This window comes from Fibrobacter sp. UBA4309 (assembly GCF_002395745.1).
GTDB lineage: Bacteria > Fibrobacterota > Fibrobacteria > Fibrobacterales > Fibrobacteraceae > Fibrobacter.
The window spans coordinates 28,994-53,367 of sequence record NZ_DGUN01000044.1 but is presented as its reverse complement, the minus strand read 5'-3'; the positions used below and the strand labels follow the sequence as shown (position 1 = coordinate 53,367).

Below are 24,374 nucleotides of genomic sequence, written 5' to 3'. Positions count from 1 at the left end.
TTATTGCCACGAATTCGTGAACCCCATCCCGATCGCGAACTTGATCTTGGTCGGGGCGAAGTCCTTCGGCACGAGGGGCAGGTCTATCGGGTTGAGCTTTCTTCCGCCATGCAGGTTGCTGTCTTCGCCGATGCGGCTTAGCCCGCGGGCGAGCGTGAACGAGATGTCAAACGGCGTGCCGTAGAATACCTTGTTGGCCATGCGGAGGCTCATGCCCACGGAGCGGTCCCAGAAATCGTGGTCCTTGAACTTGTCCATGTCGAACCACTTGTCGTTCCAGGCGGCGCCCGCCTGCGCGAAGATGTCGATATACAGGTCGCGCGTGGAGAAAATCCAGACGCTCTTGCGCCAGTCCTCGAAAATGGGGAACAGGTAGTGAAGTTCCGCGACGGCGGTCTTTGTCCCGGCCAACGTGTAGCTTTCGGAGCTGCGCAGGTAGGGGTAGCCTTCCAGGAATACGGGGTTGTAGTAGTAGGAGTCCAGCGTGTCTTCGGCGGCGTCGGTATTCCAGGCGATTACGCCGCTGAGTTTTGCGCCGGCGGCAAGCCTTGCCCCGGTAAGCGGGCTCTGAATGCTCCCGTAGAGATTCAGACCGATTTCGTTGATATTGAAGTTCCTGTACTTGGGCTTGATCGAACCGCTTTCGGTCACGTAGAAGCTTTCGGAGAAGGTTCCCGGACGGTAGAGGTCGCTGTTCGAGTACTGGTAAGAAACGACCGCTCCGTTGCCCTGGCCGCTGATTCCGGAACCTTCTTCGCCTTCGTGGTCGCCGTATAGGCCGAACAGCGCGAGCGCGCTGATTCTCTTGTGGTAGGTCCAGTCGAAGTTGTCTTCGTAGAGGTTGAAGTTCGCCCAGTCGTATCCGAGCGCCACCTGCAACGTGTCGATAGACTTGAAGATGCTGTAGCCGGCCATGCCGACGATAGACTGCAGCGCCGTGGAGTAGTGGCTGATGCCGAGGCTGTCGCCGTTGTGGGCACGGACGTCTTCGTAGCGGACGGTGTCCTTGCTAGTGTAGTTGGCGTAGCTGTACATGAGCGCCAGGTCGATAGGCGTGCTCGTGTTTTGCCAGGCGGCGAAGAATTCCTTTTCCAGTTCGGGATTCAGGCCGTCGGAATTGATGTAGTCGATGCCCTTGCCGAGTTCCAACAGGAGCCCGAGCTGCACGACGTTCTTTTTGAGCGGGTCGCTGAGAATTACCGCTAGCCCGGCTTTTGCCTTCACTTCGCCTTCGCCGAAAACGGTCAAGTCCGGGGCGTTTTCGTTGAAACTGAGCATCGGGATGAACATGGCGACGTTGGGAATGGGCTTGTAGTCTTTTTCGGCACCGGCGAATTCGCGGTCAGCCAGTTCGATATGCTTTTTGATTTTGGGCGGGAGCGTGCCCTTCAGCACGATTTCGCCAGGGGCGGGCTTTTGCGATACTGTGCGGACGGTGTCGGCAATTTTGATGACTGAATCGCGCATGGTGACGGTCGGAGTTTTTGTGCAGGAATCCTGCGTCATACCGGCTGTCGAGTCCTGCGTCACTCCGGCCAGAGCCTGCCCTGAGCGAAGTCGAAGGGAGCCGGAATCTGGAGAATCGTTCCCGTCCAGGCAATTCCATACCGTATCCGCGACCTGAATCGTGCTGTCGCGCTCGGTCACGGTGATGGCGGTGTCGCTTACCATCGGGAGTTCCCCGTAGGGCATCTTGTAGAGCGAGAACCCGTCCTTGTCGTACTGCGTAAAGTAGAGCGTGTCGCCAGCGAGTGCCGGCGTGAAGGCGCCGCCCACGACATTCGTGAGGGGGCGTTCGGTGCCGGTCGTCAGGTCTTTCTCGAACAGGTTGAAGATGCCGTTCCTGTTGCTGGCGAATACGATCTTGCTGTCGTCAATCCAGTTCACGTCGCGTTCGTCGAAACCTTCGGTGCTCACGACTTTCATGTTCTTGCCGTCGGCGTCAATCACGGCGATGCCGCGGTGGACGTCATCGAAGAATCCGAATGCGATGCGGTTGCCGTTGGGGCTGAACTTGGGGCTGTAGATGTTATAGTACTTGTATTGTGGGTCGGGCACAAAGATGTCTATCGGGTCTTCGGCAGTGTATTCGCTGAAGTCGGCATTGAACGGCACCTTGCTCAGTACGAACCGCGTGCTGAACGGCTCACGACGGGCGAAGGCGACTTCGTTCCCCTTGGGGCTGAATGCGGGGTAAACGGCGTCGGCGAGGTATGTCAGCGAAAGCTTGTTCTTGTTCGTGTCGCTCACCGCGATGTCGAAGTGGGCGTGCCCGTCCTTGTCGCGGTTCTGGAAACTCACGTAGGCGAGGATCGGGCCTTTTTCCGGGGCGTCGTACACGTCGATACCCTTGTCGAACCAGGGCTTCTTGACGCGGAAGCCGGACTTGGCATAGTCCCCGATGTCGATGGTCGAATCGGTATCGTCTGTCTCGATGGAAATCTCGCCGATTTCTACGCCGTCGATGACTTCTGTGGAATCCTTGACGCCGGCGCTATCTTTTGTCTCGCCAAGCGGCATCTTGAAGACGGAACCGTCAAACCACGGCCCGCCGAAATTCGATACGCCGTAGAGGTTCTTGCCCGCGACGACGGGGAAGTCCTGCCAGAAGGCGTCCTTGGTCATCTTCGTGCCTTCGACGAGAGTTCCGAGCGAATCGACCTGGGCCTTGTAGGCGTCGGTAATTTCTTTTTTCCAGGCTTCGTAGAGTTCCTTTTCGCCTATGCCGAGGACTTTCTTGAGAGCCGCATCGAGTGTCGCCCGGTGCAGGCGCGAAAGTTCGGACCAGATCTTCGGTACGGCGTCGTCGCCGTAATGTTTGGCGATGTAGCGCACGAGCGAGAATCCCTGCGTGTAGGGACCGAGTTCCGCAAACAGGGAGTTGTCGGCAAAGTCGTGCATGTACTCGAGGGGGAGCAGCGTATCGTTGACGGCGGCGACGCGCAGGAGCATGTCGCGGTGGCTGTCCCAGGCGTCGAATCCCATGCGGCTCGACTCGTACTGCGCGGTACCTTCGGCAATCCACAGGGGCTGCAACGTGAACGGGAGGAAACTCATGAAGTCGCTGGTGGTGCGCTCGTTGTAGTAGTCGGTATAGCTGAGCTGGAGGCCGTAAAGGTTCGGCATGAACTTGCTGCCGTTCTCGATGCTTACCAGGTGGCTGAATTCGTGCGTCACCACGTCAGAAAGCCAGCCATGGCTGCTTCTCACCTTGAAATCCCAGTTGGTGAGCCAGAGGTTCACTGCGTTTTCGCTGGGGACGGCGCTGCCGTTGCTGTACAGGGCGTTGTTTAGGGTCGCGTTCACGCGTCCGGGCAGGTCGATGCGGTAGCGGCTCACTACGGAATCGTAGACGGCTTCGGCGTAGGCCGAGACGGTGGCCGCGTGTCCGGAATATTCCTGCGGGTAGATAAACTGGAAATGTTCGGTACCTGCGGTTTTCCACTTGATGTCGCTCTGGTTACCGTAAAAGCCGGCAGCGGCGGCGGTTCCTGCAAGGAACGCCGCGGCGCAGGTCAGTATTCGTGTCGCGTTAAAGAACATTATAACGTTAATTTAGGAAATTTGATACTTCGCGCCCACAAAACAGGGGGTGCAAATCAATGGAAACAGCCCCAGTCGTTCAACTGGGGCTGTTTCAGTAGGAGTGATAAAAATATCGGTTATTCCAGGCCGTAGGCTTCTTTTACGCCTTCGATGAGCTTGGTGCCCTTCGGGCTCGCGCCTTCGGATTCGAACAGGGCGAAGCCGCCGGTGTAGCCCCAGTGCTGGAGCGGAATCTGGAGCGTATCGCTGATTTCGCGGAGTGCCGTGAGGTAGTTGAGTACGGACTGGGCGTCGGACTTGTTCCTGTAGGCACCGAATTCGTTGATGATTACCGGGACGTTGTTCTTTACTGCCCATTTTTTTGCGGGTAGCACCACGCTTAAGATGGCTTCCTTGTTACCGTTCTTGTAGTAGTCCTTGACTCCCGTGGCGACCCAGGCTACGGTGTTCTTTTTTACGCCGAAGTCGGCGCTGTATTCGGACCACTTTTCCTTGTCGTAGGGGAACATCAGGTTCTTGATTGTCTTCGTGTCGGCCCAGTCGGCACCCTGGTGCGTGAATACGAACGGGTCGTAGGTGTGCACGGCGTAGATGACGTTGTCATCGTCGAGCGGGCTTCCGTTGGCGAGGAGCTTGATGTCGTACCACTTGGCGTCACCGAAGATGACGGTGTGCTTCTTGTCGACGGTACGGATGGAGTCGATGTCTTCCTTTGCGGCTTTGCGCCAGTTGGCGGTGGTGACCTTGCCATTGGTCATGTCAGGTTCGTTCAGGAGTTCGTAGAAGATGTCCTCGCGTTCGTTTGCCGCGAAATGGGCTGCGACATGTTTCCAGACGGTCGCCATCATCTTTGTGTAACCGGGCTTCTTTGCGCTGATCGTGTTGTAGCTATTGTCGTATTCGTGGTAGTCGATCACGATGGACATGCCGTAGCGTCCGGTCCATTCTACGAAGGAGTCGAGTACGGTAAAGAGGTTCTCGTCGTCAAATTCGAGCTCGATCGTACCGGTGGTGTCGTCGACAAACTTGTTGCGGTTCGTGGTATACTGGTCGAGGTCGATGGGCAGGCGCAACGACTTGATTCCGTTTTCGGCCATGAGCTTCACGTCGGCTTCGTCGAACTTGAATTCGCCCTTGAACACGGTGCCGTTCTCTTCGAGCCAGTTGGTGATATTGATGCCCTTGTTCAGGTACTTCATCGCCTTTTCCTGGAGCGGATTGGTGATGGTGATGTCACCAATAGTGTCGACGGGAATCACGGGGTCGTTGATTTTCATGTCGGCGGAATCTTTTGCTACTTCGCTGGAATCCTGTAGGTAAACGTTGTCGATAAGCACGGAGTCCTGCTTGCCGTCGCCCTTCGCCTGGAAGCTGATCTTGATGATGTTCTTGGCGTTGAACTCGACTTCCTTGCCCCAGCCGCCCTGCTCAAGATCCTTGAAGCGTACGGTCGCCTTGGTCCAGGCGCGAGCTACAGGGAACTTTGCGAGGTGGACGTCGTAGTCCGTGACGTCGCTGACTTCGACATGGACTTCATGGGCGCCACCCTTGTACCAGTAGGTGATTCCGCCAAAACGGCTGTAGTCGATGGAGTCCGGGAGCTCGAAACCCCAGCCTACATAGGGATCGTACTGGTAGTCGCCCTTGTCCAACTTGTAGTAAACGGCCCAGGTGTAGTTGGTGCCGTTGTCGGAACGCCTTGCCTTGGGGTAGCCTTCGTCGTTGATCGGTGTCAGGATGATGGATGCACCGTCATTGTCTTTGTCGTCATAGGTGTACCAGAAGGTGCCGCCCAGCAAGATTTCGTTGTTGCCGTCTTCCATGTCGTCGAGGAGGATGCCCTTGCCTTCTTCGGCGGGAATCGTTGTTGCCGGAGTGATTTCTGCGGCTTCTTCGGGAATCGTGAATGCCGGAGCCGCGCCTGTGTCGGGCAATGCAGGCGGTTCGACCGTGCCGGTGTCAGGCTCGGCTACCTGCTGGGGCTGCACTTCTTCGGTGGAGTCCGTAGAGGAACCGCCGCAAGCGATAAGGAATGCGGTGAGCGCCGACGTGGCGACGAGTGAAAATTTTTGGATGGAGCGCATAACTACCTCGTTTTACATGTTCGCGTTTAATCTATATAATAATAGGAAGAATTGTGTGCTGGAGATCCTTTTGCAAAGCGAAAAATAGACGAAAGTGTATCCAGTGTATTGGAAAAAAGCCAAAAATGCGCCGTATTTGCACAATTTTCCAAGCATCCGTAAGAAACTTATTATTTTTTCCGGGTGCAGTTCTATTCCGAGACATACCACGAATCGACTCGCTACGCTCCCCGGGGTGTCGGTGATCCGATAGCGCTGCATTGGGAGGCCATGCCCCTTGCCGACAAGAGGTACGACGGGGCCAAGCGTTACCCCCTGAGCGATTCCAAGAGCCCTATCCATGCGCCGTCTTTTGCCGACGGCTTGCGTTCGGTCGCGGTCTATGCGCTTATCCGTAACGGGAACGTTCCCGATGGCGTGTACTACCTGGACCAGGAATCGCAGGAACTCGTGTGTATCGGGACCAGGCAGAAAATGGCCGCTATCGTAGATGCCTTCCCCGAGAAGGATTTTGTTTCCAAGGCCGAAGAACTTTATCTATATGCGGGCCTGATGGACCGCGCCGTCTGGCGCTTTAGGGAAGCGGCTTACCGGCAGGTAGAAATGGATGTCGGTGCCGCCTGCGCGAATACTATGTTGTATGCAAAGTCGAAGGGGAAGAAGGTGTTCCCTCTTGGCGCTTTTGTAGACGATGTCGTGGCGGTAGCGCTTGGGCTTGGCGGTACGGAGGTCCCGCTCGCCGCGGTGGCGGTGTTCCCTGAAAACAGCTCAGTCGCGTTCTATTCGGTAGACGAAGGCCTGGGCGAGTTCGCGTATTCCAACAGGAACGAGACCATGGACCCCGGTTCACGCTATGCCGCGAGGTTCATGCTACAGAATCGCGGAGAATGCATCAACGACGCCACCAAGTGCATCAAGGTCCGGCGCGTAGCGACAAAGGCCTTGCCCGGCGAGGAATTTCCGCTGGCGCCGGCCAAGTTCCCGAACGATTATTTTTACCGCGAGATGTGGTTCCTGAGACCGCGTCCGGACTCGCTCCCCCTGTTCCTCCCGGTCACGATGGACCTGGACGTTTTCTCGTCGATCCTCCGCTGGATGGAAATGGCCCAGTTCAACGCTTTCGGGGCGGGCCTACTCAAAGTCTGGGTGGTCGTGTTCGACGCCATGTTTGTATATCCGGGAGCCTACCGTTACGTGCCTGTGCGCAAGTCGCTTTACATGCAGGCGGGGGAGCTGAGCATCAAGAAGTTCGTGAAGTGCTTTGCCGTACCTGAACAGGCGCAGAATACCGCATTTGCGGTAATCTTTACGGCGGACCTGAACGAGGCGTGCAACCTGCTGGGCGAACGCGCTTACCGCTATCTGAACCTGAACGCAGGGTTCCTCGGGGAGTCCCTGGATATCGCGGCTAGACTCCTGAACAAGAATGCGCGTGCGGAACATTATGTGTATCATGATGATATAAAGAAGCTTTGCGCTATTCCCGACGGCGAAAGTGTCATTTCTACGGTCCTGGTGGGGAAATCCTTGCAGGACAAAAGCTTATAATTTTGCTATAAGCCCGCGAAAAGCGCGATGTTGTAGACCTTGACAACTTTTTTTGTTTTCTTTTTTTTGCAAAAGGCTGTTTTTTTCTATAATTTGTACCTAAAAGGAGGGCGCGATGAAAGGAATGCGCTTATTCGCAATAGCTACAGTGTCTTTGTTGACGGGTTGGTTCATCGGCTGTGGGGATAGTACCTCTAGCGACGAAGATATGGACCCGACCGGCAAGTATTTGATGTTCGAAACGGTCAACGACCTTCCGCAGTGCATTAAGTCGAAAGACGGTGATTCCGTTTACTTGGCCAGCGAACAGATGTACCTGACCTGCACGAATGGTTTCTGGTCCGAATTTATCGCACCGGACGACGGCAGCGGCTTGTCGAATCACGGGAAGTTGAATATCTATGCCGAAGCGGACGATACGATTCCCTCGCTCTCGATGCTCGGCACCTGTTCCTACAGTTACGAGGGACAGATTGTCTTTGTCGCGTCGCTCAACTCTTACATGAAGTGCTACGACTACGACTGGGTCGAGTTCACTCCCAAGAAGACCTCCAGCAGTTCCAAGGCTTCTTCGATGGATACGGTAGCCACGTACTCCAAGCTGTCTTCGCTGCCGTGCAATTCGTCGCGCGAAGGCGATTCCGTCTTTGTCAAGGAAGACGCCGTTGTCCTGGTTTGCGAAGACGAAACCTGGATCGAGAACAATACCTGGTCTAGTTCCAGCAAGCGTTCTTCGAGTTCTTCGGCCAGGGTCTATGACTCGGGTAACGTTCTCCGTGATACGGTCCTTGGCGTTTGCGATGCATCCAAGGAGGGAACCCTTGCTAAGGATTCTGCCCGCGTTATCAGGGTGGCATCTACCGATATTTACGAATGCCGTTCCGGCCTGTGGCTGTCTACGACGGAAACTTACCTGGATACCAGGGGATTCCCGACGGATACAACCGAAGGTGCCTTCAAGCGCGGTATCTGGGTCGAAGACCGTTCTACGTCGATTGATGAAGCCTGCGAAGCTCCTTTCAACAAGGGCAACACCTACACTTATGTGTTTACGCAGGGCAACTGGAAAAAAGCGTCTGCCATGGATATCTGCTTCAATAAGGCTTGCATTCCTATAAACAACGGTGCAACGAACAAGTTGAAGGGCGTGGTATACAAGTGCAACGGCTCTTCTTGGAGCGAGATTCTTTTCTATGCTCAGGAAACGACGGATTACTTCAGTCACGATGTCGCCTACGGATCCTTGACGGATACCCGCGATGGAAAGACCTACAAGACGGTGACTATCGGCGACCGTGTCTGGATGGCTGAGAATTTGAACTTTGCGGATTCCACGAATTTCCCCAACCTGCAGTTTGGCAATTTCTGCTATGCCGGAAAGCCCGAGAACTGCGAGAAGGGCGGCCGCTTCTATACGTGGACTTCGGCGATGAACATCGTGTCGAACTTCCAGTCGAATCTTAAGAGTGATCTTGACAGCGCGGGCATATGCCCCTCTGGCTGGCATGTCCCGGATACGGCGGAATGGCGTTCCCTCGTGACGACTGTCCCGAAGGCTGTCGACCTTATGGCGGAAGGTGCCTGGCATGCGGCCTCGGCGACAAACCTTTCTGGATTTACGGCGCTGCCTGCCGGTGACGAAGATATGGAAGATGGCGGCTACCATTCTGTGTTCTGCACGTCTTCCCAGTACAATGCGTCCAGGAACTATGTTTACGAGATGACATACAGCTCTTCGGGCTTGTCTAGGGATTACCATTACAAGAGCGACTACTGCTCGGTTCGCTGCGTAAAGAACCGCGGTACCGCCGTGGTTCCCGCTTCGAGCTCCTCGGTTGTCGAAAGTTCCAGCAACGTGCCGCCTCCGAGTTCCGAGAGCATTGTGCCTAGCTCCAGCAGCGTAGTCCTGTCTAGCAGCGAAGAAGTAAACCTCAGCAGTGCTGAAGAAGACGGCGAGTAATAGGAGGTCATGATGAAAAAGAATTTCTTTGCTTTGTTGTTCGTACCTCTCTTTGCGGTACTCTCCCTGGTGGCCTGCGGCAGCGATGACGCCTCTTCTGCAGAAGAAGATGAAATCGACGAATACGCAAGGACGTCTGCCGACCTGGATTCCATCAATTGCACTCCCGAAAAGGAAGGCTTGATTGTCTACCTTTCTGAAGACAACAAGCGCATGGTCTGCTACGGAGAAAAATGGATCAGCTACTTCACCTGGAAAACCGAGGTCGAGCGCACAAAGAAGGCTCGTAATGCCAAGGATACGGTGTCCAAATATGCGGACTTGACGACCTGCTCCAGCACCCGTGACGAATACATGGTGCACGTGAGGGCCATGAAGATGGACCTCATCTGCGATGGCCGCAGAGGAAAGTGGGTTGAATACGCCTTGCAGACACTTCCGGATACGGTGCGCTCCATGAGTGCCCTGCCCGCCTGCTTGCCTTCCGTTGTCGGCGCTATCGTATACTTGTCCTCGATGGACGAGAGGGTTATCTGTTCCGACGGAAACTGGACGGAGTACAAGCTCTGGCTTAAGTCTTCTTCTTCGACCGGCTCTTCGTCTAGCGGTTACTCGTCTTCTTCGTACAGCTCTTCTTCGATGAGCATTCTCGATGCCGTCTTTGGAAAGTGCACGGAAAAGCGCGATAACGAGATTGTCTTCGATACGAACGGAGTGGTGGATTACTACAACGCCTCTGATTATGGTTACTACTACTGCGACGGCGATTACGAAAGATGGTATGAACCGACTACGGCCATGATCGATACGATGGATCTCGGTACTGCTGCTGACGGCGATTTTAAGGAAGGCCGCTTCTCTTACGATAGCTGGAGCGACTACTACGATGACCTGGGACCCATGTGCCTGTATAGGGAATCTGCACTGAAACTCTATGTGTACGATGACGGCTGGCGCAGTGCCCAGGAACAGGAAGTCTGCATGCTCTATGCCTGTACCAAGGCTCGCGAAGGGAAATCCTACAAGTTCAAGGGCTACACGTTCATTTGCGCTGACGGTAAGTGGACCCAGGATTCTATCAGCGTGACAAAGAAGACGGATTGGAGCAATCCGGCCGTGACGTACGGAACCCTCAAGGATACCCGTGATAACAATAGCTATAGGACCGTGACCATCGGCGGCAAGACCTGGATGGCGCAGAACCTGAATTACGCGGATTCCGTAAGCATGCCCAATTTGCAGTTCGGCACGTCTTGTGGCGTCGGTTCTGATTCTACTTGCGCCGTTGGCGGACGCCAGTACAAGTGGGCCGCGGCCATGAACCTGGTGTCTTCTTATAACAGCAGTTCTGTTCCTGCGGACACGCTTGCCAAGCCGCGCCAGGGCGCTTGCCCCTCCGGATGGCATGTGCCGGATTCTACGGAATGGGCTGACCTCTATACTGCGGCAGGAAAATCGACGCTCCCGTTGAAGGCTGTCGATATCTGGCCGTTCAGCTTCTATGGCAGTTATAACTTTGGCGCCCCGACGAACAGCCTCGGATTCGATGCTCTTCCGATTGGCGAAAAGCAGTCCTCGTCGTATTACGATAGGAACTTGGCGACGTATTTCTGTTCGGCTAGCCAGTACAGCTCTTCCGCGGCCTATGCGATCGTCTTCACGAGGGGATCGGATTCATGGACGGTAAAGAGCTACTCCAAGGTGTATTCCTGTGCGCTGCGTTGCGTGAAGGACAGCGAAAGCTAGGACTGGTTTTTGTTGATGTTGAAGGCGGGCCCTTGCGGTCCGCCTTTTCTGTTATAGTGCCGAAAGGATAATCGGTGCCACGATGGCGGTGAAAAGTCCGGCGAGACCTATGGAAAGGCTGCTCATGGCGCCCTGGACTTCGCCGATTTCCATGGCCCTGGAAGTGCCGAGCGCGTGGCTTGCCGTGCCGATGGCGACGCCCTGGGCCACGCTGTGCTTGATGCGGCAAAGCTTGCAGATGGCGGGGGCCGCGACGGCTCCCGTAATTCCCGTAATCGTGATGGCGATGATGGTGACGGAGGGGATCCCGCCAATCTGTTCAGAAACGACGCTGCCCATGGGGATGGTGATGGATTTTGGCAATAGCGAACGCGTGAGCGTGTCGCCGAGGTTCAGGAGCTTGCCGAAAAAGAGAACACATGCGATGGAGGTGAGGCTCCCGGTAAGGATGCCGGCGAGAATGGGCTTCCAGTATTTTTTCAGGCTGGAAATCTGCCTGTACAGCGGGATGGCGAGTACGACGGTCGCGGGTGAGAGCATTACGGCGATATAGTTGCCGCCCACGTTGTAGCTTTCGAGGCTGATTCCGGTGGTGAGCAGGAACCCGACGATAAGCACGTTGGCGATTAGCAGCGGGTTCAGCAGGGTATGCCTCCATTTCTTGCTGATGACGGTGCCGATTTCGAATGCGGCGAGCGAAAGGAGTATCCCGAACAGCGGGGAGTTTATAATGGCGTTCATGGTTCGCTCCCCCGGGATTCCCTGCGTTCCTGTCTCCGGATAAGGAATTGCGTCGCCCATCCGGTGAAGGCGATCGTTACGAGCGTGAACGAGATGCACAAGAAAAGCAGTAGCGGCCAGCGGCCCAGGATATCGTCGCCGACAGCCATGATGGCGATGCTCGGCGGGAGAAAGAAAAATGCCAGGTGCGAAAGGAAAAAGTTCGATACCTCGGCGATCTGCTGCGGCTTGACGAGCTTCGTGCAGAGAAGGATCAGGAGCAATACCATGCCGATGATGTTCCCGGGAAGGGGGATGCCTACGATGCGGTGGAGGATTTCTCCCGCGACGCAGATGGCAAAGATGATGGTGAGCTGGCGGAAAATTCTCATTATAGGGTTGGCCTTCGTAAAAAACAAGGTCAAGATAGTCAAAAAATTCTTTGCCGCATAGGCAAGAAAGAAAAAATACAAGTCGACTCTCGTTGCGACAAATGCACTTTTGTGCAGTAAAGTGAGGTTGGACCGGCACCTCTGGTATGATTTTGTAAGTTTTTTCGATGTCTTCTATTGCAAAAGTGGGTAAAAGTAGGTAGATTTACCACGTGTTATAAGTGTTGTGGCAAGTTGTGTCAAAAAGGAAAAAATGAGTCTATCGTTTTTCATAGGTAAAGCCCAGACGGCTATCGACGGAAAGGGAAGGTCTTCCTTCCCCAGGGAATTCCGCCGCCAGCTCGGGCCTACCGAAGGGGGCGAGTTTGTGGTCACCTGTGGCCCGAACCACACCCTCCGGTTGTATGTCCTATCGGAATTCGAAAAATTCATGGCCGAAATCGACGCGTTTAAAGACCGCCAGAAAGCCGAAATATTCCGGAACCAACTTGATGCCACTCCTGTTGAAATGGATGGCCAGAACCGTATCTTGCTCCCCAGGGAATTATTGGAGCATGCGGGCCTTACGACCGAGGTGATATATGCCGCCGGCCGTGGGAGGTCTCTGGAATTGTGGAACCCCGAACGCTACAATGCTAAGTACAGCAAGAAGTCCGAAGAGGATCTGAAGTCGTTCGACGATATGTTCTACAAGATTGGCTCGACGGAGGGTCTTGATGTCGACCGTTGATGCCCTAGCCTTCTATCACGATCCGGTAATGCTTGCCGAATGCCTTGATGGCTTGAATATCAAGGCGGACGGGACCTACGCCGATTGCACCCTGGGCGGTGGCGGACATTCCTGTGCGATTGCAAACAAATTAAGTGAATCGGGAACGCTCCATGCGTTTGACCGCGACGAAGAAGCTGTCGCCTACGCAACGAGACGCCTGGCCGGAACCAAGCCAAAGTTCATTGTCCATCCGGTGCGTTTCGGTGAACTGAAAAATGAAATCGCCCCCGCTACTTTGGACGGAATCCTTTACGATCTTGGCATCAGCAGCCACCAGGTAGATGACCGTTCCCGCGGCTTTACCTTTGTCGGCAACAACCCGCTGGACTTGCGCATGGACCGTCGCGAAGGCGTTTCTGCACAGCAGTGGCTCATGTCGGTTAGTGCCGATGACCTGGCCGAAGCGCTCCGCAAGAACGCGGACATGGATCGCGCCTTCAAGTTGGCGACCCGCTTGGTCGAAATGGCTGCCGCTATAAAAGAAGAAGGCCGCGAAATTTTGCCGTCTGACGTGCAGGCCGCTGTAGAAGCGGTGTTCCCCGACAAACGCCGCGAAATAAACGGGCTCCTCGCTCGCGTGTTCCAGGCGGTCCGCATGGAAGTGAACGGCGAACTGAAAGAAATTGAAGACAGCATGCGTGCCGCTGTAGACTGCCTCAAGGTGGGTGGCCGCCTGGTTGTCATGAGCTACCATTCGGTGGAAGACCGCTGCGTCAAGCAGACGGCTGCCGAATTCGAGAAGGCATGCATTTGCCCGGACCATATGCCGGTATGCACGTGCGGCGGCAATCACCAGCGCCTTAAGAAGGTGAACCGCAAGCCGATTCTGCCTTCGGACGAAGAAATTGCGAAGAACAGCAGGGCGCGCTCTGCGAAACTGAGGGTATACGAGAGAGTATGAGCGCTACCGAGAAATTACGTGTACCCACCAGCAACCGGTCAATCATCAAGATTGTCTTTGTCGTGCTCCTGCTCATGGTCATGTTCTTTATGCTGCCGCTTTATCTGCAGAACCGCCTGAATAGCTTGTTCGAAACGCAGCACAAGCTTGCGCAAGAGGTTACCTTCTTGCAGCGCGACGCCCTTCTGCTCGAACTCAAGATTAACCAACTTTCTTCTCTGGAAAACTTGAGTGAATTTGCCGAACAGGCCGAACTGGATTTGAATACGGTCCCCGTCAAGGTGATGTTGCAAGGGGGGCGGAATGAATAAGTTCAGGCTGGAGCCTCTTGCCTTTATCAAGTGGATTGTCATGAGTATCGTCGGCGTTCTCATGCTCCAGACATTCAGCATCCAGGTATTGAACCAGAAGACGTACCAGTCCAAGACCAAGGACATGGTCGTCCGTTCCAGGAACGTCTATGCCGAACGTGGCCAGATTATGGACCGCAACGGGGTCGTCCTTGCCGACAACCTGCGCGATACGGCAAACAAGGTACTCGATTACAGCCGCATTTTCTTGCAGGGCAAGCTGGCGAGCCAGATTGTCGGAAAGCTCGATTTCAATGGTCACGGCAACATGGGTATCGAACGCGTGTTCGATTCCCGCCTCACGGGCGTGGAGGGGTTCCGCGTGAGCGTGCAAGACGTGCGCCATCGTGAAATTTACAGCCGCAGCGAAAATGTGGCCGAGGCGGAACCGGGCAAGAACCTGGTGCTCACGATTGACAAGAACATGCAGGAAATCGTGGAAAAGTCCCTGAAGGACGGCGTCATCGAATTTAGCGCGAAGAGCGCGAGTGCGGTTGTCGTCGATCCGTATACGGGCGAAATCCTGGCTATGGCGAGCTACCCGACGTTCGATCCGAATTCCAAGACGCAGGGAATCGGACGCATGTCCAAGAACGAAATTGTGGCTATGGCTTACGAACCGGGTTCCACGTTCAAGGTGATTACCGCCGCTGCGGCCCTCGAAAGCGGCGCGGTCGATACGAATCGCGTGTTCCCGAACGAAGGCAAGTGCTGGAAATGGAACTCGAGGACGAATCCGATTTGCGATACGCACGAATACGGCGACATGAACATGAGCGAGGCGATGGTGCAGTCGTCCAATATCGTGTTTGCGAAGATTGCTTCGGAAGTGGGTGCGCAGAAACTTTACCAGACGGCCAGCCATTTCGGATTCGGCATGAAAACGTCTGACTCGTTCTACGGTGAAGAATCCGGTGCGCTGAAAGATCCGCATTCCCTTGCCGAAAACAGCGGAAGTGACCTCAAGACGATGGGCTTTGGCCATGCGGTGATGGTGACGCCTATCCAGATGGTGATGGCGTATGCGGCTATCGCCAATGGCGGCAAGCTGATGGAACCGCTGATCGTGAAGGAATGGCGCGACGCGAACGGCAACCTGGTCGAGAAGCGGGAGCCGGTGGAAGTGCGCCGTGTGGTAAGCGAACAGACTGCGGCCAAGATCCGTTCGATGCTGAACCGCGTGGTGAACAGCGGTACGGCGAAGAGGGTGGCCTCCAAGAAGCTTACGGATGTCGTGTTCGGCGGCAAGACCGGAACGGCCGAGAAGTACAACCAGGAAACGGGCAAATACGATCGCGACCACCAGGTGGCTTCGTTTATCGGCCTTGCCCCGGTCGAAGATTCCCGCTACGTGTGCCTCGTGCTGGTGGATGATCCGCAGAGCAAGCACGTGGGTGGCCTTACGGCGGGCCCGATATTCCGCCGTATCATGGAAGGCATCTATTACCATCCGTCGCTTTCTCCGGTGAGCCACAACCTGGCGCAGGTCAGCCCGAACTCCCCGTGCGATATCGACTTTATGGGCATGACGATGGCGGCTGCAGAAAAGATTGCTGCCGACAAGGGTTGTGCGATTTCGTTCGACGGCGAAGGGGACCGCGTGATTTCGCAGCGGTCGGACATGATGGATTCTGTCGGTACCGTGTTGACGCTCGGCGTGACGGTGGCGACGAAAATGCCGAACTTGAAGGGACTTTCGCTGAAGGATGCTCTCGAAGTTATGGGAAGCATCCGCATGAACGTGGAGTATGAAGGCAAGGGCCGTGTAGCGTCGCAGACCCCGAGAGCCGATGAGGCTATCCGCAAGGGAATGACTTGCAAGCTGACGCTTAAGGAGAGAGGTTGATGATTTCGGAAGGACTGATGCAGAAACTCGCTGTGACGGGACTTTGCGATGATTCTCGCAGGGTAAAGCCGGGGAATCTTTTCTTCTCGATACCGTCCGACGGCTACGAGGACTTTGCCAAGAACGCAATCGCGGCGGGCGCTGTCGCCGTGGTGGGAGAGGTCCCTGCCCCGGAAGGCCTGGCTTCCAAGTGGATTCAGGTGGCCGACGTGAAGGTGGCGCGCCTCGAAGCGGCAAAGATTTTCTACAAGGATCCGTTTGCAAAAATCCGTTGCCATGCGGTTACCGGGACGAACGGCAAGACGACGAGTGCGTTCCTGATGAATGCGATGCTCGAATCCGCCGGCAAGAAGACGGCGCTTCTCGGTACCATCAAGAACAAGATTGGCGAGAGCTCCGTGCAGGCGACCCTCACGACTCCGGGTCTTCTGGATTTGTTCGCCTTTGCCGCGAAGGCCGTAGCCGCGGGCTGCACCGACCTGGTGATGGAAGCTTCTAGCCATTCGTTGCATCAGGGCCGCGTGGCGGGCATCCGTTTCAGGAGCGGCCTGTTCAGCAACTTGACGCAGGACCACCTCGATTACCACAAGACGATGGAAAACTATTTCGAGGCGAAAAAGCTCCTGTTTACGAAATACCTCGCCGAAGACGGTGTCGCCGTAATCAATATCGACGACGCCTATGGCGAAAAGCTGTACGACGGGATTTCTTGCAAGAAGGTGGCCGTGTCTCGCCTGGGCAAGGCGAAGGCTTTCGTGAAGCCGGAAGGCGACATCGTTAGCTCCGAGGACGGCCTCGAAATCTTGCTCCCGATGATTGCGACGGAAAAATTCGAAACGCCCCTCTGTGGCGATTTTAACGTGGATAACGTGTTGCTGGTGCTTGCCTGGGCAAACGCTGTCGGCATTCCGGAACTTTCCATGCGCGCCGCCTTGGCTAGCGTCCGCGTGCCGGGCCGCTTCGAAAAGGTCTGGAGCAAGAACGGCAAGCATGTGATTGTCGATTACGCCCATACGCCCGATGCCCTGGAACGCGTTTTGCATACGGCCCGCAGCCTTTGCCGCGGTACGCTTTCGTGCGTGTTCGGCTGCGGTGGCGACCGCGACAAGACGAAGCGCCCCATCATGGGCCATGCCGTGGAGCAGATTGCCGACAAGGCCTGGCTCACGTCCGATAATCCGCGTACCGAAAATCCGACGGATATCATCAACGATGTCCGTGCCGGGATGACTTCGAAAAAGTTCGAGGTAATCGAAGACCGTGCCGAAGCCATCGCGAAGGCTTGCGCTGCACTCGAGGATGGGGACTGGCTGGTGATTGCCGGCAAGGGCCACGAAGATTACCAGATCGTCGGCAAGACGAAACATCATTTTGACGACCGCGAAGAAGCGGTGAAGGCAATGGAGAAATGCTGAAATTAGACATGACAATCGCCGAAATGCTCGAGAGCCTGGAGACGTCCGCCGTGGGCGTCCCGGCACGTACGCTCAAGCGCAAGGCTGTTATTTGCATGGATTCAAGAGAAAAGGCCAAGGGCGTGGTGTTCTGGCCTATAAAGGGCGTGAAGTTTGACGCCCACCAGTTTGTCAACCAAATGGAAAAGGATGGTGCGCTGATGAGCGTTGTAAATCAGGAAGCCGTTGAACAGAACACTTTTACCATGTATGCGCCCGTAGACGATACTACGAAAGCGCTGCTCAAGCTCGCCAAGGCATATCAGCGCCGCTTCAAGCTGAAGAAGGTCGCGATTACCGGAAGCAACGGCAAGACCACCACGAAGGAAATGACGAAGGCTGTCCTTTCCATGAAGTTCAGCACCCATGCTACGCAGGGTAACTTCAACAACCATATCGGCGTCCCGATGACGCTGTTCCAGCTGAAGCATTCGCACGAAGCCGCTGTCGTGGAAATGGGTACGAGCGGTCCCGACGAAATCCGCCCGCTTTCCTTGGCGACGGAGCCGGATGTCGCCGTGATTACCAATATCGGCGCCAGCCACCTGGAACGCCTTGGCGATCTGGACGGAGTGTTCCGCGAAAAGATTACTATCCGCGATGGGCTCAAGAAGGGCGGCGTGCTGATTTTGAATGCCGACGATTCCCGTCTTTGCAAGGTGAAGTCGACCCGCAATGTCAAGGTGCTCACGTTCGGTATCGGCCGTGGCGTTGTCCGCCCCGAAAAGCTCGTGTGGAACGATGATTCCTGCGCCGATTTCTATATCGGCCGTACGCATATCGTCTTGAATGTCCCGGGAACGCACAACCTTTACGACGCCCTGGCCGCCATTGCCGTGGGCAAGACTTTCGGAATTTCGATGACGAACATTGCGAAGGCCCTCATGAACTACCGTGCGACGAACATGCGCATGGAATTCAAGAAGGCCAACGGCTTCAAGATTGTTTCTGACTGCTACAATGCGAACCCGTCTTCTACGAAGATGGCTCTGCAGACTATCGGGAACATGAAGGCCACGGGCAAGCGCATCGCCATTCTGGGCGATATGCTGGAACTCGGTAAGGACAGCGCGAATCTTCATTCGCAGATTGGCGCCGCCGTTCCCGAAAACGGTTTTGACCTGCTCCTGACGGTGGGCAAGGATGCCCGCAACTATGTCAAGGGCGCCCGTTCGCATGGGATGAAGGCTGTGTTCCACTTTGATTCTGTAGACGAAATTATCGAATTCTTGCAGGGAACCGTGGCCGAAGGCGATGTCCTGTTGGTCAAGGGTAGCCGCGGGATGAAAATGGAACGCATCGTAGATGCTTTGGTTAAGTTGACCCCTGTTTTTAGGGCATAGAGGTAGATGAACGATTCTGTCAAGACATATGGCGTGAACAAGCTGCTTATGCTGTCGACACTCGTGTTGATGTGCCTGGGTTGTGTAGTTGTCTACACCGCCTCGACAACGCATGCGCTTAAGCTTGGACTCACTCCGGAACACTACCTGAAGGCTCATTGCTGGAAGGTGGTGGTGGCCTTGGCTGCCATGTTTGTCGCGTCGAAGGTGGATTACGCCGTTTGGAAAAAGGGCGCCCGCGTGATTTTCATTATCGGTTGCGTGCTGACGCTTGCTGCCATTGTCGCCGGTGGCGACGTGAAGGGCGCGAGCCGCTGGATTTGGGGCATCCAGCCTTCCGAAATCCTGAAACTTGGCCTCATCACTATGGTGGCGACAAAGCTGTCCGAAGCCGGAACAGAAATAAGGACCTTGAAGTGCAGCGTCGTGCAGCCCGGGGTCCCGTTCGCCATCTCGGCGCTCTTGCTGGCGCTGCAGCCGAACTTCTCCATGTTGATCCTGTTTGCCGGAATAACTTTCGTTGTCCTCCTGGTCGCCGGGGCGAGACTCAAGTACCTGATGCCTGTTCTCGGTGGCGGAGCCCTGCTGGGTGTAATTGTGCTTTTGATAAAGTCCCATACGTCAAAGCGCATCGCGGCCTTCTTTGACCCGAATGCGAACCAGATTTCGGCCATGCAGGGCGAAAGGGCCCTGGAAGCTCTCGGCAATGGCGGTGTTTTCGGCACTGGAATCGGCATGGGCATGCAGAAGCTGGGGTATTTGCCCGAGGCCCACAAGGATGTCGTGTATGCGGTCATCGGCGAAGAGATGGGCTTTGTCGGTACGTTCCTCATCCTGGCCCTTTTTGGATGCCTTTTCTACCAAGGGTTCGAAATTGCTCGCCATTCTTCTACGCGTTTCGGGAAGTACATGGCGGTTGCGTTGACGACGTCGCTGTTCTTGAATTTCTTGGTGCATGTCTGCGTCTGCACCGGCCTTTTCCCGACAACGGGCCAGCCGTTGCCCTTCTTGAGCTTTGGCGGGACGAACCTGATTTTCTCCGGACTCTTCGTTGGAATACTCCTGAATATTTCCAAGTCGGGTACCGGGAAGAAGATTGTCGAACCATATATGAGCGGGTGCGAAAGTTCCGCAGCCCGTACGTTTAGTGGATTTGATTTTGTGAGGACCGAAGAATGAAAAAGTTCCTTTTTGTATGCGGTGGCACCGGTGGCCACATTTTCCCGGCAGTAGCCATTGCCGAAAGCCTCAAGAAGATGGGCGTGACGGACATTACGTTCGCCGGCCGTAAGGATTCCATGGAAGAACGCCTGGTGGCCAAGAACTGGCCGTACGAATACATTACGGCAGAACCCCTGCATCGCGGTCCGTTCCTCAAGAATTTGGCGCTTCCCTTCAAACTGTCCAAGTCGCTTGTCCGCGCCAAGAGCGTCGTGAAGAAGGTGAACCCGGACGTGGTTGTCGCTACGGGCGGTTATGTGTCGCTCCCGATTGTCATGGCGGCAGGAAGGCTCGGCATACCCGTTTACCTCCAGGAACAGAATGCGGTGGCCGGTGTAGCGAACAAGTTCGGCTCCCGCTACGCGAAAAAGATTTTCGTGACGAGCGACGAAGCCGCTTCGTTCTTCCCGAAGGACAAGACAAGCGTCTTTGGAAACCCGGTGCGCGAACTCCCGAAGGCCGATAGCCTCAAGCGCCCGGCCGAATTTGCCGAAGGCAAAAAGGCCGTGTTCATTGTCGGCGGTTCCCAGGGTGCGAATGGCATCAACGTGAAGATTGAAGAGAGTATCAAGGAAATCACTTCCCGTTCCGACGTGTCTGTTGTATGGCAGGTGGGCGTCAAGAATGTCGATTCTATCCAGGGCCGTTTGGGAAATATGCCCAACGTCTCCGTGCGTGGCTTTCTGGACGACATCTATGCCTATATGAACTATGCCGACCTGATTATCAGCCGTGCCGGCGCCTCGGCGCTCGCTGAAATTCTCGCATTCGGCAAGCCCTCGATTTTGCTACCGTATCCGCATGCCACGGCCAACCACCAGGAACATAATGCCCGCGTGGTCGAAAGGGCGGGTGCATGCCTGGTAGAACTGGACAGCGACCCGAACGACCTGTGGAACAAGGTGGAATCCCTGCTGTTCGATGAAGCGAAGTTGAAAAAGATGGCTGCTGCGGCAAAGGGTATCGGTATGCCCGATGCTGCCGACCAGATTGCGAAAGCCATCATGGAAAAGGAAAGCGTATAATGCAGATTAACGATTGCAAGCGTGTTCGTCGTCTTCACTTTGTGGGCATCGGTGGTGCCGGTATGTCCGGTATTGCCGAAGTGCTGCACGAAAACGGTTTCGAGGTGACCGGCTCCGACATGGGCGAGGGTCAGGTTATCGATTATCTCAAGAACTTGGGTATCCGTGTAGATTCGAAACACGAGGCAAAGAACGTAGAGAATGCCGACCTCGTTGTATATTCTTCTGCTATTCCGTACGACAACCCGGAACTTGTAGAAGCGCGAAATCGCCGCATTCCCGTAATCCGCCGTGCCGAAATGCTTGGCGAACTGATGCGTCTTAAGTACACGCTCGCCATTTGCGGTACTCATGGCAAGACGACCACCACTTCCATTGTCGGGCAGATTTGGGAAGAAGCCGGCCTTGACCCGACCATTATCGTGGGCGGTGTGGTGAAGGGCAAGGGCAGCGGCGCCAAGGTGGGCCGCGGCGATTACCTGATTGCCGAAAGCGACGAGTTCGACCGCAGTTTCCTTTCGATGATGCCGTCTTCGGCTATCGTGACCAATATCGATGCCGACCACCTGGATACTTACGAGAACATCGAAGAAATCAAGGACGCGTTCGTGCAGTTCGTAAACAAGATTCCGTTTTACGGCCAGGCGATTCTCTGCCTTGACGATGCGAACGTGCAGTCGATTCTTTCCCGCGTCCGTAAGCCGGTAATTACCTACGGCTTTAGCCGTCAGGCCAAGTACCGCGTCGAGAACCTGCGCTTCGAAAAGGGCTATCCCGTATTCGAAATTTTGAACGACGGCGAATCTCTTGGCGAATTCCGTCTCAAGATTCCCGGCCGCCATAACGTACTGAATGCCACCGCCGCCGTGGCGCTTGCCATGGAAGAGGGCATTTCTCCGGATGTGGCCCGCAAGGCATGTGCCGAATTCGAGGGCGTTACCCGCCGCTTTGAATTCATCGGCGAAAAGAACGGCGTGATGGTGTTCGATGACTATGCCCACCATCCGACCGAAGCGACGGCGACTCTTCTCGGCTTCCGCGAAGCATTCCCGGACAAGAGAATCGTGGTTGCCTTCCAGCCGCACCTTTTCTCGCGTACGCGTGACCAGCACGAAGCTTTCGGCATGGCCTTTGCGAACTGCGACGTGCTTTTGGTGACCGACGTGTATCCGGCCCGTGAACGCCCGATAGAAGGTGTTACCGGTGCTCTCGTGGCCAATAGCGCGAGCGATCGCGGCCACAGGAACGCCCGTTTCGTGGGTGACCAGATGAATTTGCTGCCTATCCTGAAAGAGGAACTCCGCCAGGGCGATGTGGTCGTGCTGATGGGGGCTGGCAATGTGTATAAACTCGGAACCCGCATATTGGAGGAATGCATTTGACCGGGACCAAGACGACATTCCTCGGCCGTAGAATCGGCTATAACGAGGAAAAGCGTAAACAGGCGCGCGCACAGAAGGTGAAGCGCGGTATCGGCGGCACGTTCCGCTGGTTCCGCCGTCGCGGCTGGATTCTTTGCGCTGTCTTGATTGCCATCGCGTTTTCCGCATGGAATTACCGCTTCTATCTGCAGCGATTCAATCCCATGGAATTGCGTCACTTGCAGTATATCGACATCGAAGGAAACCGCATGCTTTCTTGGGAAGACGTGGTGCAGAACGCCCAGGTGGAGCCGGGCATGCTCATGTCGGAACTCAACGTCGATTCCGTGGAGGCGGCCCTTCTCCAGATGCCCCTGATTCATTCCGTGTCGGTCAAGAAATATTTCCCGTCTTCGCTGGATATCAAGCTGAAAGAAGCTTCGCCGATAGTCTCTGCATTTGACGGGGGCAAGGCGACGGTCTATTCGGAACGCGGGATGGTGCTTCCGCTTTCCATGACTACGGCCTTCCATTTGCCGGTAATCGATATGGGCTCCATAGAGAAGGTCAAGCCGATTTCCCTGTTCCTGTATGCGATGCGTACCGGCGACAAGAAACTTTACGACAAGGTTTCGCAGGTGTCGTGGAGCGAAGAAGACAGGGCTTTCGAAGTGTATTTCAGGGATGTGGGGCACAGGGTGCTTTTCCCGGAAAACGGATGGGGGAATTCCATGTTCGTTCTTTATGAATCTGTAAAAGCCGGATTCCCGCAAGACATGCGGTGCGCCGGAGAAGTGGATTTGCGTTACGCAGGCTTTGCCTATGTAAGGAATTTTGACAAGAGGTGTGTCAATGGATGAAAACAGACAAAATGAGATAAGAAAAGAAGACCTGATTTTCGGTCTCGACATCGGGGCCTCGAAAATCAATCTGTTCATGGGCGCGGTCGCCGAAGACTCTGTCCGTGTGCTGGAATGCGGTGACCTGCCGCTGACCAATGCAGACGAGATGGATTCCGTGGTGGAAAACCTCCAGAAGGCTGCCCGCCAGCTGGAATCGCTCGCTTCCGTCGATGTCCACGACGTGTACGTGGGCATTGCCGGCAAGCATGTGAACTCGCTCAATTACAAGGGTCTCATCACGCTCCCGACAGGCGAAGTTCGCAGCCAGGATATCGAGAGCGTCAAGAACCAGGCAAGTACGATTCCGGAATCTGCCGGACAGATTATCCATGTGTTCCCGGGCGAATATACCTTGGACGACCAGTCGGGAATACGTAACCCGAAAGGTCTCAACGGCCGTCGCCTCGGTGTGGATGTTCAGGTTGTCACCTCTCGACCGAACGCCATTCAGAATCTGGATAAGTGCGTGAAAAGCGCCGGGCTCCACGTGATGGATTTTGTGCTGGAACCTCTTGCAGCCGCCTATGCCGTGTTGACCGACGACGAACGCGAACTGGGTGTCGCCCTTATCGATATCGGTGCCGGCTCGGCCGATGTGGCTGTGTTCGTGGGCGAATCGGTCCGTTATACGGCTTCGGTGGATTTGGCTGGAAATACGATTACCAGCGATATCACCAAGTGTCTGCAGGTCCCCATATCGCTTTCGAAGGCCGAAGAAATCAAGAAGAAGTACGGCACGTGCAAGATCAGCAACCTGATCGAAGACGAAACGTTCCCGGTGCCGGGTGTCGGCGATCGCGGCATGATCCAGTGCTCCCGCAAGCTGCTGGCCAAGGTCATCAGCGCCCGCATGGTAGAAATTTTCAAGATTCTCAAGGCCGACCTCGAAAAGCACAAGATGGATTCGCTTCTCAATGGCGGTATCGTGCTTACGGGAGGATGTTGCGCTCTCGAAGGTATCGACGAACTTGCCGACAAGGTGTTCGGCAAGCCGGTACGTATCGGGCGCCCCAAGGGCACGAGCGGCATCCAGGAAGCTTTCCGCAATCCGTCGTATGCGACCGGAATAGGCCTCTTGCACTACGCGGCGCGCAAGCAACGCGAAAACAGGAAGCGTGAAACAGGAAAACAAATCTCTGTATCGGTGAAAAAAGGTTTTCAGCGGTTCATGGATTTCATCAAGACTTATTTCTAACAACAACC

At 55.3% G+C, this 24,374-nt stretch carries 18 protein-coding genes; 14 read left to right on the top strand and 4 right to left on the bottom strand.

The genetic code is table 11. From position 1 onward, the window contains the following. Positions 1 to 3,543: a hypothetical protein gene (locus B3M32_RS05075; protein ID WP_290743988.1), complete on the bottom strand. Its 3,543-nt coding sequence runs from the start codon at positions 3,541 to 3,543 to the stop codon at positions 1 to 3. 119 nt (positions 3,544 to 3,662) lie between these two features. After that, a complete protein-coding gene (locus B3M32_RS05070; RefSeq protein ID WP_290743987.1) occupies positions 3,663 to 5,630 on the bottom strand; it encodes a cellulase family glycosylhydrolase in 1,968 nt (655 codons plus the stop codon). A gap of 183 nt (positions 5,631 to 5,813) precedes the next feature. On the opposite strand from B3M32_RS05070, the gene B3M32_RS05065 reads away from it, so the two are divergent. The 3 genes from B3M32_RS05065 to B3M32_RS05055 all read left to right on the top strand — a co-directional run bounded on the left by B3M32_RS05065 (position 5,814) and on the right by B3M32_RS05055 (position 10,884). Then, complete coding sequence (locus B3M32_RS05065; protein ID WP_290743986.1) at positions 5,814 to 7,178, top strand: nitroreductase family protein; 1,365 nt, start codon at positions 5,814 to 5,816, stop codon at positions 7,176 to 7,178. A gap of 115 nt (positions 7,179 to 7,293) precedes the next feature. Further along, positions 7,294 to 9,138 (top strand): FISUMP domain-containing protein, encoded by a 1,845-nt coding sequence (locus B3M32_RS05060; protein ID WP_290743985.1) that lies wholly within the window; start codon positions 7,294 to 7,296, stop codon positions 9,136 to 9,138. Positions 9,139 to 9,150: 12 nt separating this feature from the next. Further along, entirely contained in the window at positions 9,151 to 10,884 is a 1,734-nt protein-coding gene (locus B3M32_RS05055; RefSeq protein ID WP_290743984.1) for an FISUMP domain-containing protein, read from the top strand. A 51-nt stretch (positions 10,885 to 10,935) separates the two neighbouring features. Here the strand turns inward: B3M32_RS05055 and B3M32_RS05050 are convergent, their stop codons facing one another. Together B3M32_RS05050 and B3M32_RS05045 are read right to left on the bottom strand one after the other, a co-directional pair. Beyond that, positions 10,936 to 11,625, bottom strand: a complete 690-nt coding sequence (locus B3M32_RS05050; protein ID WP_290743983.1) for an LrgB family protein — start codon at positions 11,623 to 11,625, stop codon at positions 10,936 to 10,938. After that, positions 11,622 to 11,996: a CidA/LrgA family protein gene (locus B3M32_RS05045; protein ID WP_290743982.1), complete on the bottom strand. Its 375-nt coding sequence runs from the start codon at positions 11,994 to 11,996 to the stop codon at positions 11,622 to 11,624. Before B3M32_RS05045 ends, B3M32_RS05050 begins: the two co-directional genes overlap by 4 nt. Positions 11,997 to 12,249: 253 nt before the next feature. Here B3M32_RS05045 and B3M32_RS05040 point away from each other — a divergent pair, with 253 nt between their 5' ends. The 11 genes from B3M32_RS05040 to ftsA are packed head-to-tail and all read left to right on the top strand — an operon-like array spanning position 12,250 to position 24,366. Then, a complete protein-coding gene (locus B3M32_RS05040; protein WP_290743981.1) occupies positions 12,250 to 12,726 on the top strand; it encodes a division/cell wall cluster transcriptional repressor MraZ in 477 nt (158 codons plus the stop codon). Continuing rightward, on the top strand, positions 12,713 to 13,669 hold the full coding sequence (gene rsmH, locus B3M32_RS05035) for a 16S rRNA (cytosine(1402)-N(4))-methyltransferase RsmH (protein WP_290743980.1): 957 nt from the start codon (positions 12,713 to 12,715) through the stop codon (positions 13,667 to 13,669). Before B3M32_RS05040 ends, rsmH begins: the two co-directional genes overlap by 14 nt. Beyond that, on the top strand, positions 13,666 to 13,980 hold the full coding sequence (locus tag B3M32_RS05030; protein WP_290743979.1) for a hypothetical protein: 315 nt from the start codon (positions 13,666 to 13,668) through the stop codon (positions 13,978 to 13,980). Before rsmH ends, B3M32_RS05030 begins: the two co-directional genes overlap by 4 nt. Then, the gene (locus B3M32_RS05025; protein WP_290743978.1) at positions 13,973 to 15,865 is read left to right on the top strand and encodes a penicillin-binding transpeptidase domain-containing protein; all 1,893 of its coding nucleotides are present in this window, start codon (positions 13,973 to 13,975) and stop codon (positions 15,863 to 15,865) included. Before B3M32_RS05030 ends, B3M32_RS05025 begins: the two co-directional genes overlap by 8 nt. After that, positions 15,865 to 17,280 carry a UDP-N-acetylmuramoyl-L-alanyl-D-glutamate--2,6-diaminopimelate ligase gene (locus tag B3M32_RS05020; RefSeq protein WP_290743976.1) on the top strand — a complete coding sequence of 472 codons (1,416 nt, stop codon included), beginning with the start codon at positions 15,865 to 15,867 and terminating at the stop codon, positions 17,278 to 17,280. The genes B3M32_RS05025 and B3M32_RS05020 overlap by 1 nt, the downstream gene beginning before the upstream one ends. Then, positions 17,274 to 18,662, top strand: coding sequence for a UDP-N-acetylmuramoyl-tripeptide--D-alanyl-D-alanine ligase (locus tag B3M32_RS05015; protein WP_290743975.1), 1,389 nt, complete (start codon positions 17,274 to 17,276; stop codon positions 18,660 to 18,662). The genes B3M32_RS05020 and B3M32_RS05015 overlap by 7 nt, the downstream gene beginning before the upstream one ends. Positions 18,663 to 18,668: 6 nt before the next feature. Further along, on the top strand, positions 18,669 to 19,841 hold the full coding sequence (locus B3M32_RS05010) for a peptidoglycan glycosyltransferase FtsW (RefSeq protein ID WP_290743974.1): 1,173 nt from the start codon (positions 18,669 to 18,671) through the stop codon (positions 19,839 to 19,841). After that, a complete protein-coding gene (gene murG, locus B3M32_RS05005) occupies positions 19,838 to 20,908 on the top strand; it encodes an undecaprenyldiphospho-muramoylpentapeptide beta-N-acetylglucosaminyltransferase (RefSeq protein ID WP_290743973.1) in 1,071 nt (356 codons plus the stop codon). Before B3M32_RS05010 ends, murG begins: the two co-directional genes overlap by 4 nt. Next, positions 20,908 to 22,290, top strand: a complete 1,383-nt coding sequence (gene murC / locus B3M32_RS05000) for a UDP-N-acetylmuramate--L-alanine ligase (protein ID WP_290743972.1) — start codon at positions 20,908 to 20,910, stop codon at positions 22,288 to 22,290. Before murG ends, murC begins: the two co-directional genes overlap by 1 nt. Then, entirely contained in the window at positions 22,281 to 23,129 is an 849-nt protein-coding gene (locus tag B3M32_RS04995) for a cell division protein FtsQ/DivIB (protein ID WP_290743971.1), read from the top strand. The genes murC and B3M32_RS04995 overlap by 10 nt, the downstream gene beginning before the upstream one ends. After that, positions 23,122 to 24,366 (top strand): cell division protein FtsA, encoded by a 1,245-nt coding sequence (gene ftsA / locus B3M32_RS04990; RefSeq protein ID WP_290743970.1) that lies wholly within the window; start codon positions 23,122 to 23,124, stop codon positions 24,364 to 24,366. The genes B3M32_RS04995 and ftsA overlap by 8 nt, the downstream gene beginning before the upstream one ends. Positions 24,367 to 24,374 lie beyond the last annotated feature (8 nt).

Bases quoted from the DNA above. Each gene is read 5' to 3' on its own strand.
- B3M32_RS05040 (WP_290743981.1), top strand. From the start codon at position 12,250: ATGAGTCTATCGTTTTTCATAGGTAAAGCCCAGACGGCTATCGACGGA.
- B3M32_RS05025 (WP_290743978.1), top strand. From the start codon at position 13,973: ATGAATAAGTTCAGGCTGGAGCCTCTTGCCTTTATCAAGTGGATTGTC.
- B3M32_RS05030 (WP_290743979.1), top strand. From the start codon at position 13,666: ATGAGCGCTACCGAGAAATTACGTGTACCCACCAGCAACCGGTCAATC.
- B3M32_RS05015 (WP_290743975.1), top strand. From the start codon at position 17,274: ATGCTGAAATTAGACATGACAATCGCCGAAATGCTCGAGAGCCTGGAG.
- ftsA (WP_290743970.1), top strand. From the start codon at position 23,122: ATGGATGAAAACAGACAAAATGAGATAAGAAAAGAAGACCTGATTTTC.
- B3M32_RS05055 (WP_290743984.1), top strand. From the start codon at position 9,151: ATGAAAAAGAATTTCTTTGCTTTGTTGTTCGTACCTCTCTTTGCGGTA.
- B3M32_RS05020 (WP_290743976.1), top strand. From the start codon at position 15,865: ATGATTTCGGAAGGACTGATGCAGAAACTCGCTGTGACGGGACTTTGC.
- B3M32_RS05070 (WP_290743987.1), bottom strand. From the start codon at position 5,630: ATGCGCTCCATCCAAAAATTTTCACTCGTCGCCACGTCGGCGCTCACC.
- B3M32_RS04995 (WP_290743971.1), top strand. From the start codon at position 22,281: ATGCATTTGACCGGGACCAAGACGACATTCCTCGGCCGTAGAATCGGC.
- rsmH (WP_290743980.1), top strand. From the start codon at position 12,713: ATGTCGACCGTTGATGCCCTAGCCTTCTATCACGATCCGGTAATGCTT.
- murG (WP_290743973.1), top strand. From the start codon at position 19,838: ATGAAAAAGTTCCTTTTTGTATGCGGTGGCACCGGTGGCCACATTTTC.
- B3M32_RS05050 (WP_290743983.1), bottom strand. From the start codon at position 11,625: ATGAACGCCATTATAAACTCCCCGCTGTTCGGGATACTCCTTTCGCTC.
- murC (WP_290743972.1), top strand. From the start codon at position 20,908: ATGCAGATTAACGATTGCAAGCGTGTTCGTCGTCTTCACTTTGTGGGC.
- B3M32_RS05060 (WP_290743985.1), top strand. From the start codon at position 7,294: ATGAAAGGAATGCGCTTATTCGCAATAGCTACAGTGTCTTTGTTGACG.
- B3M32_RS05075 (WP_290743988.1), bottom strand. From the start codon at position 3,543: ATGTTCTTTAACGCGACACGAATACTGACCTGCGCCGCGGCGTTCCTT.
- B3M32_RS05045 (WP_290743982.1), bottom strand. From the start codon at position 11,996: ATGAGAATTTTCCGCCAGCTCACCATCATCTTTGCCATCTGCGTCGCG.
- B3M32_RS05010 (WP_290743974.1), top strand. From the start codon at position 18,669: ATGAACGATTCTGTCAAGACATATGGCGTGAACAAGCTGCTTATGCTG.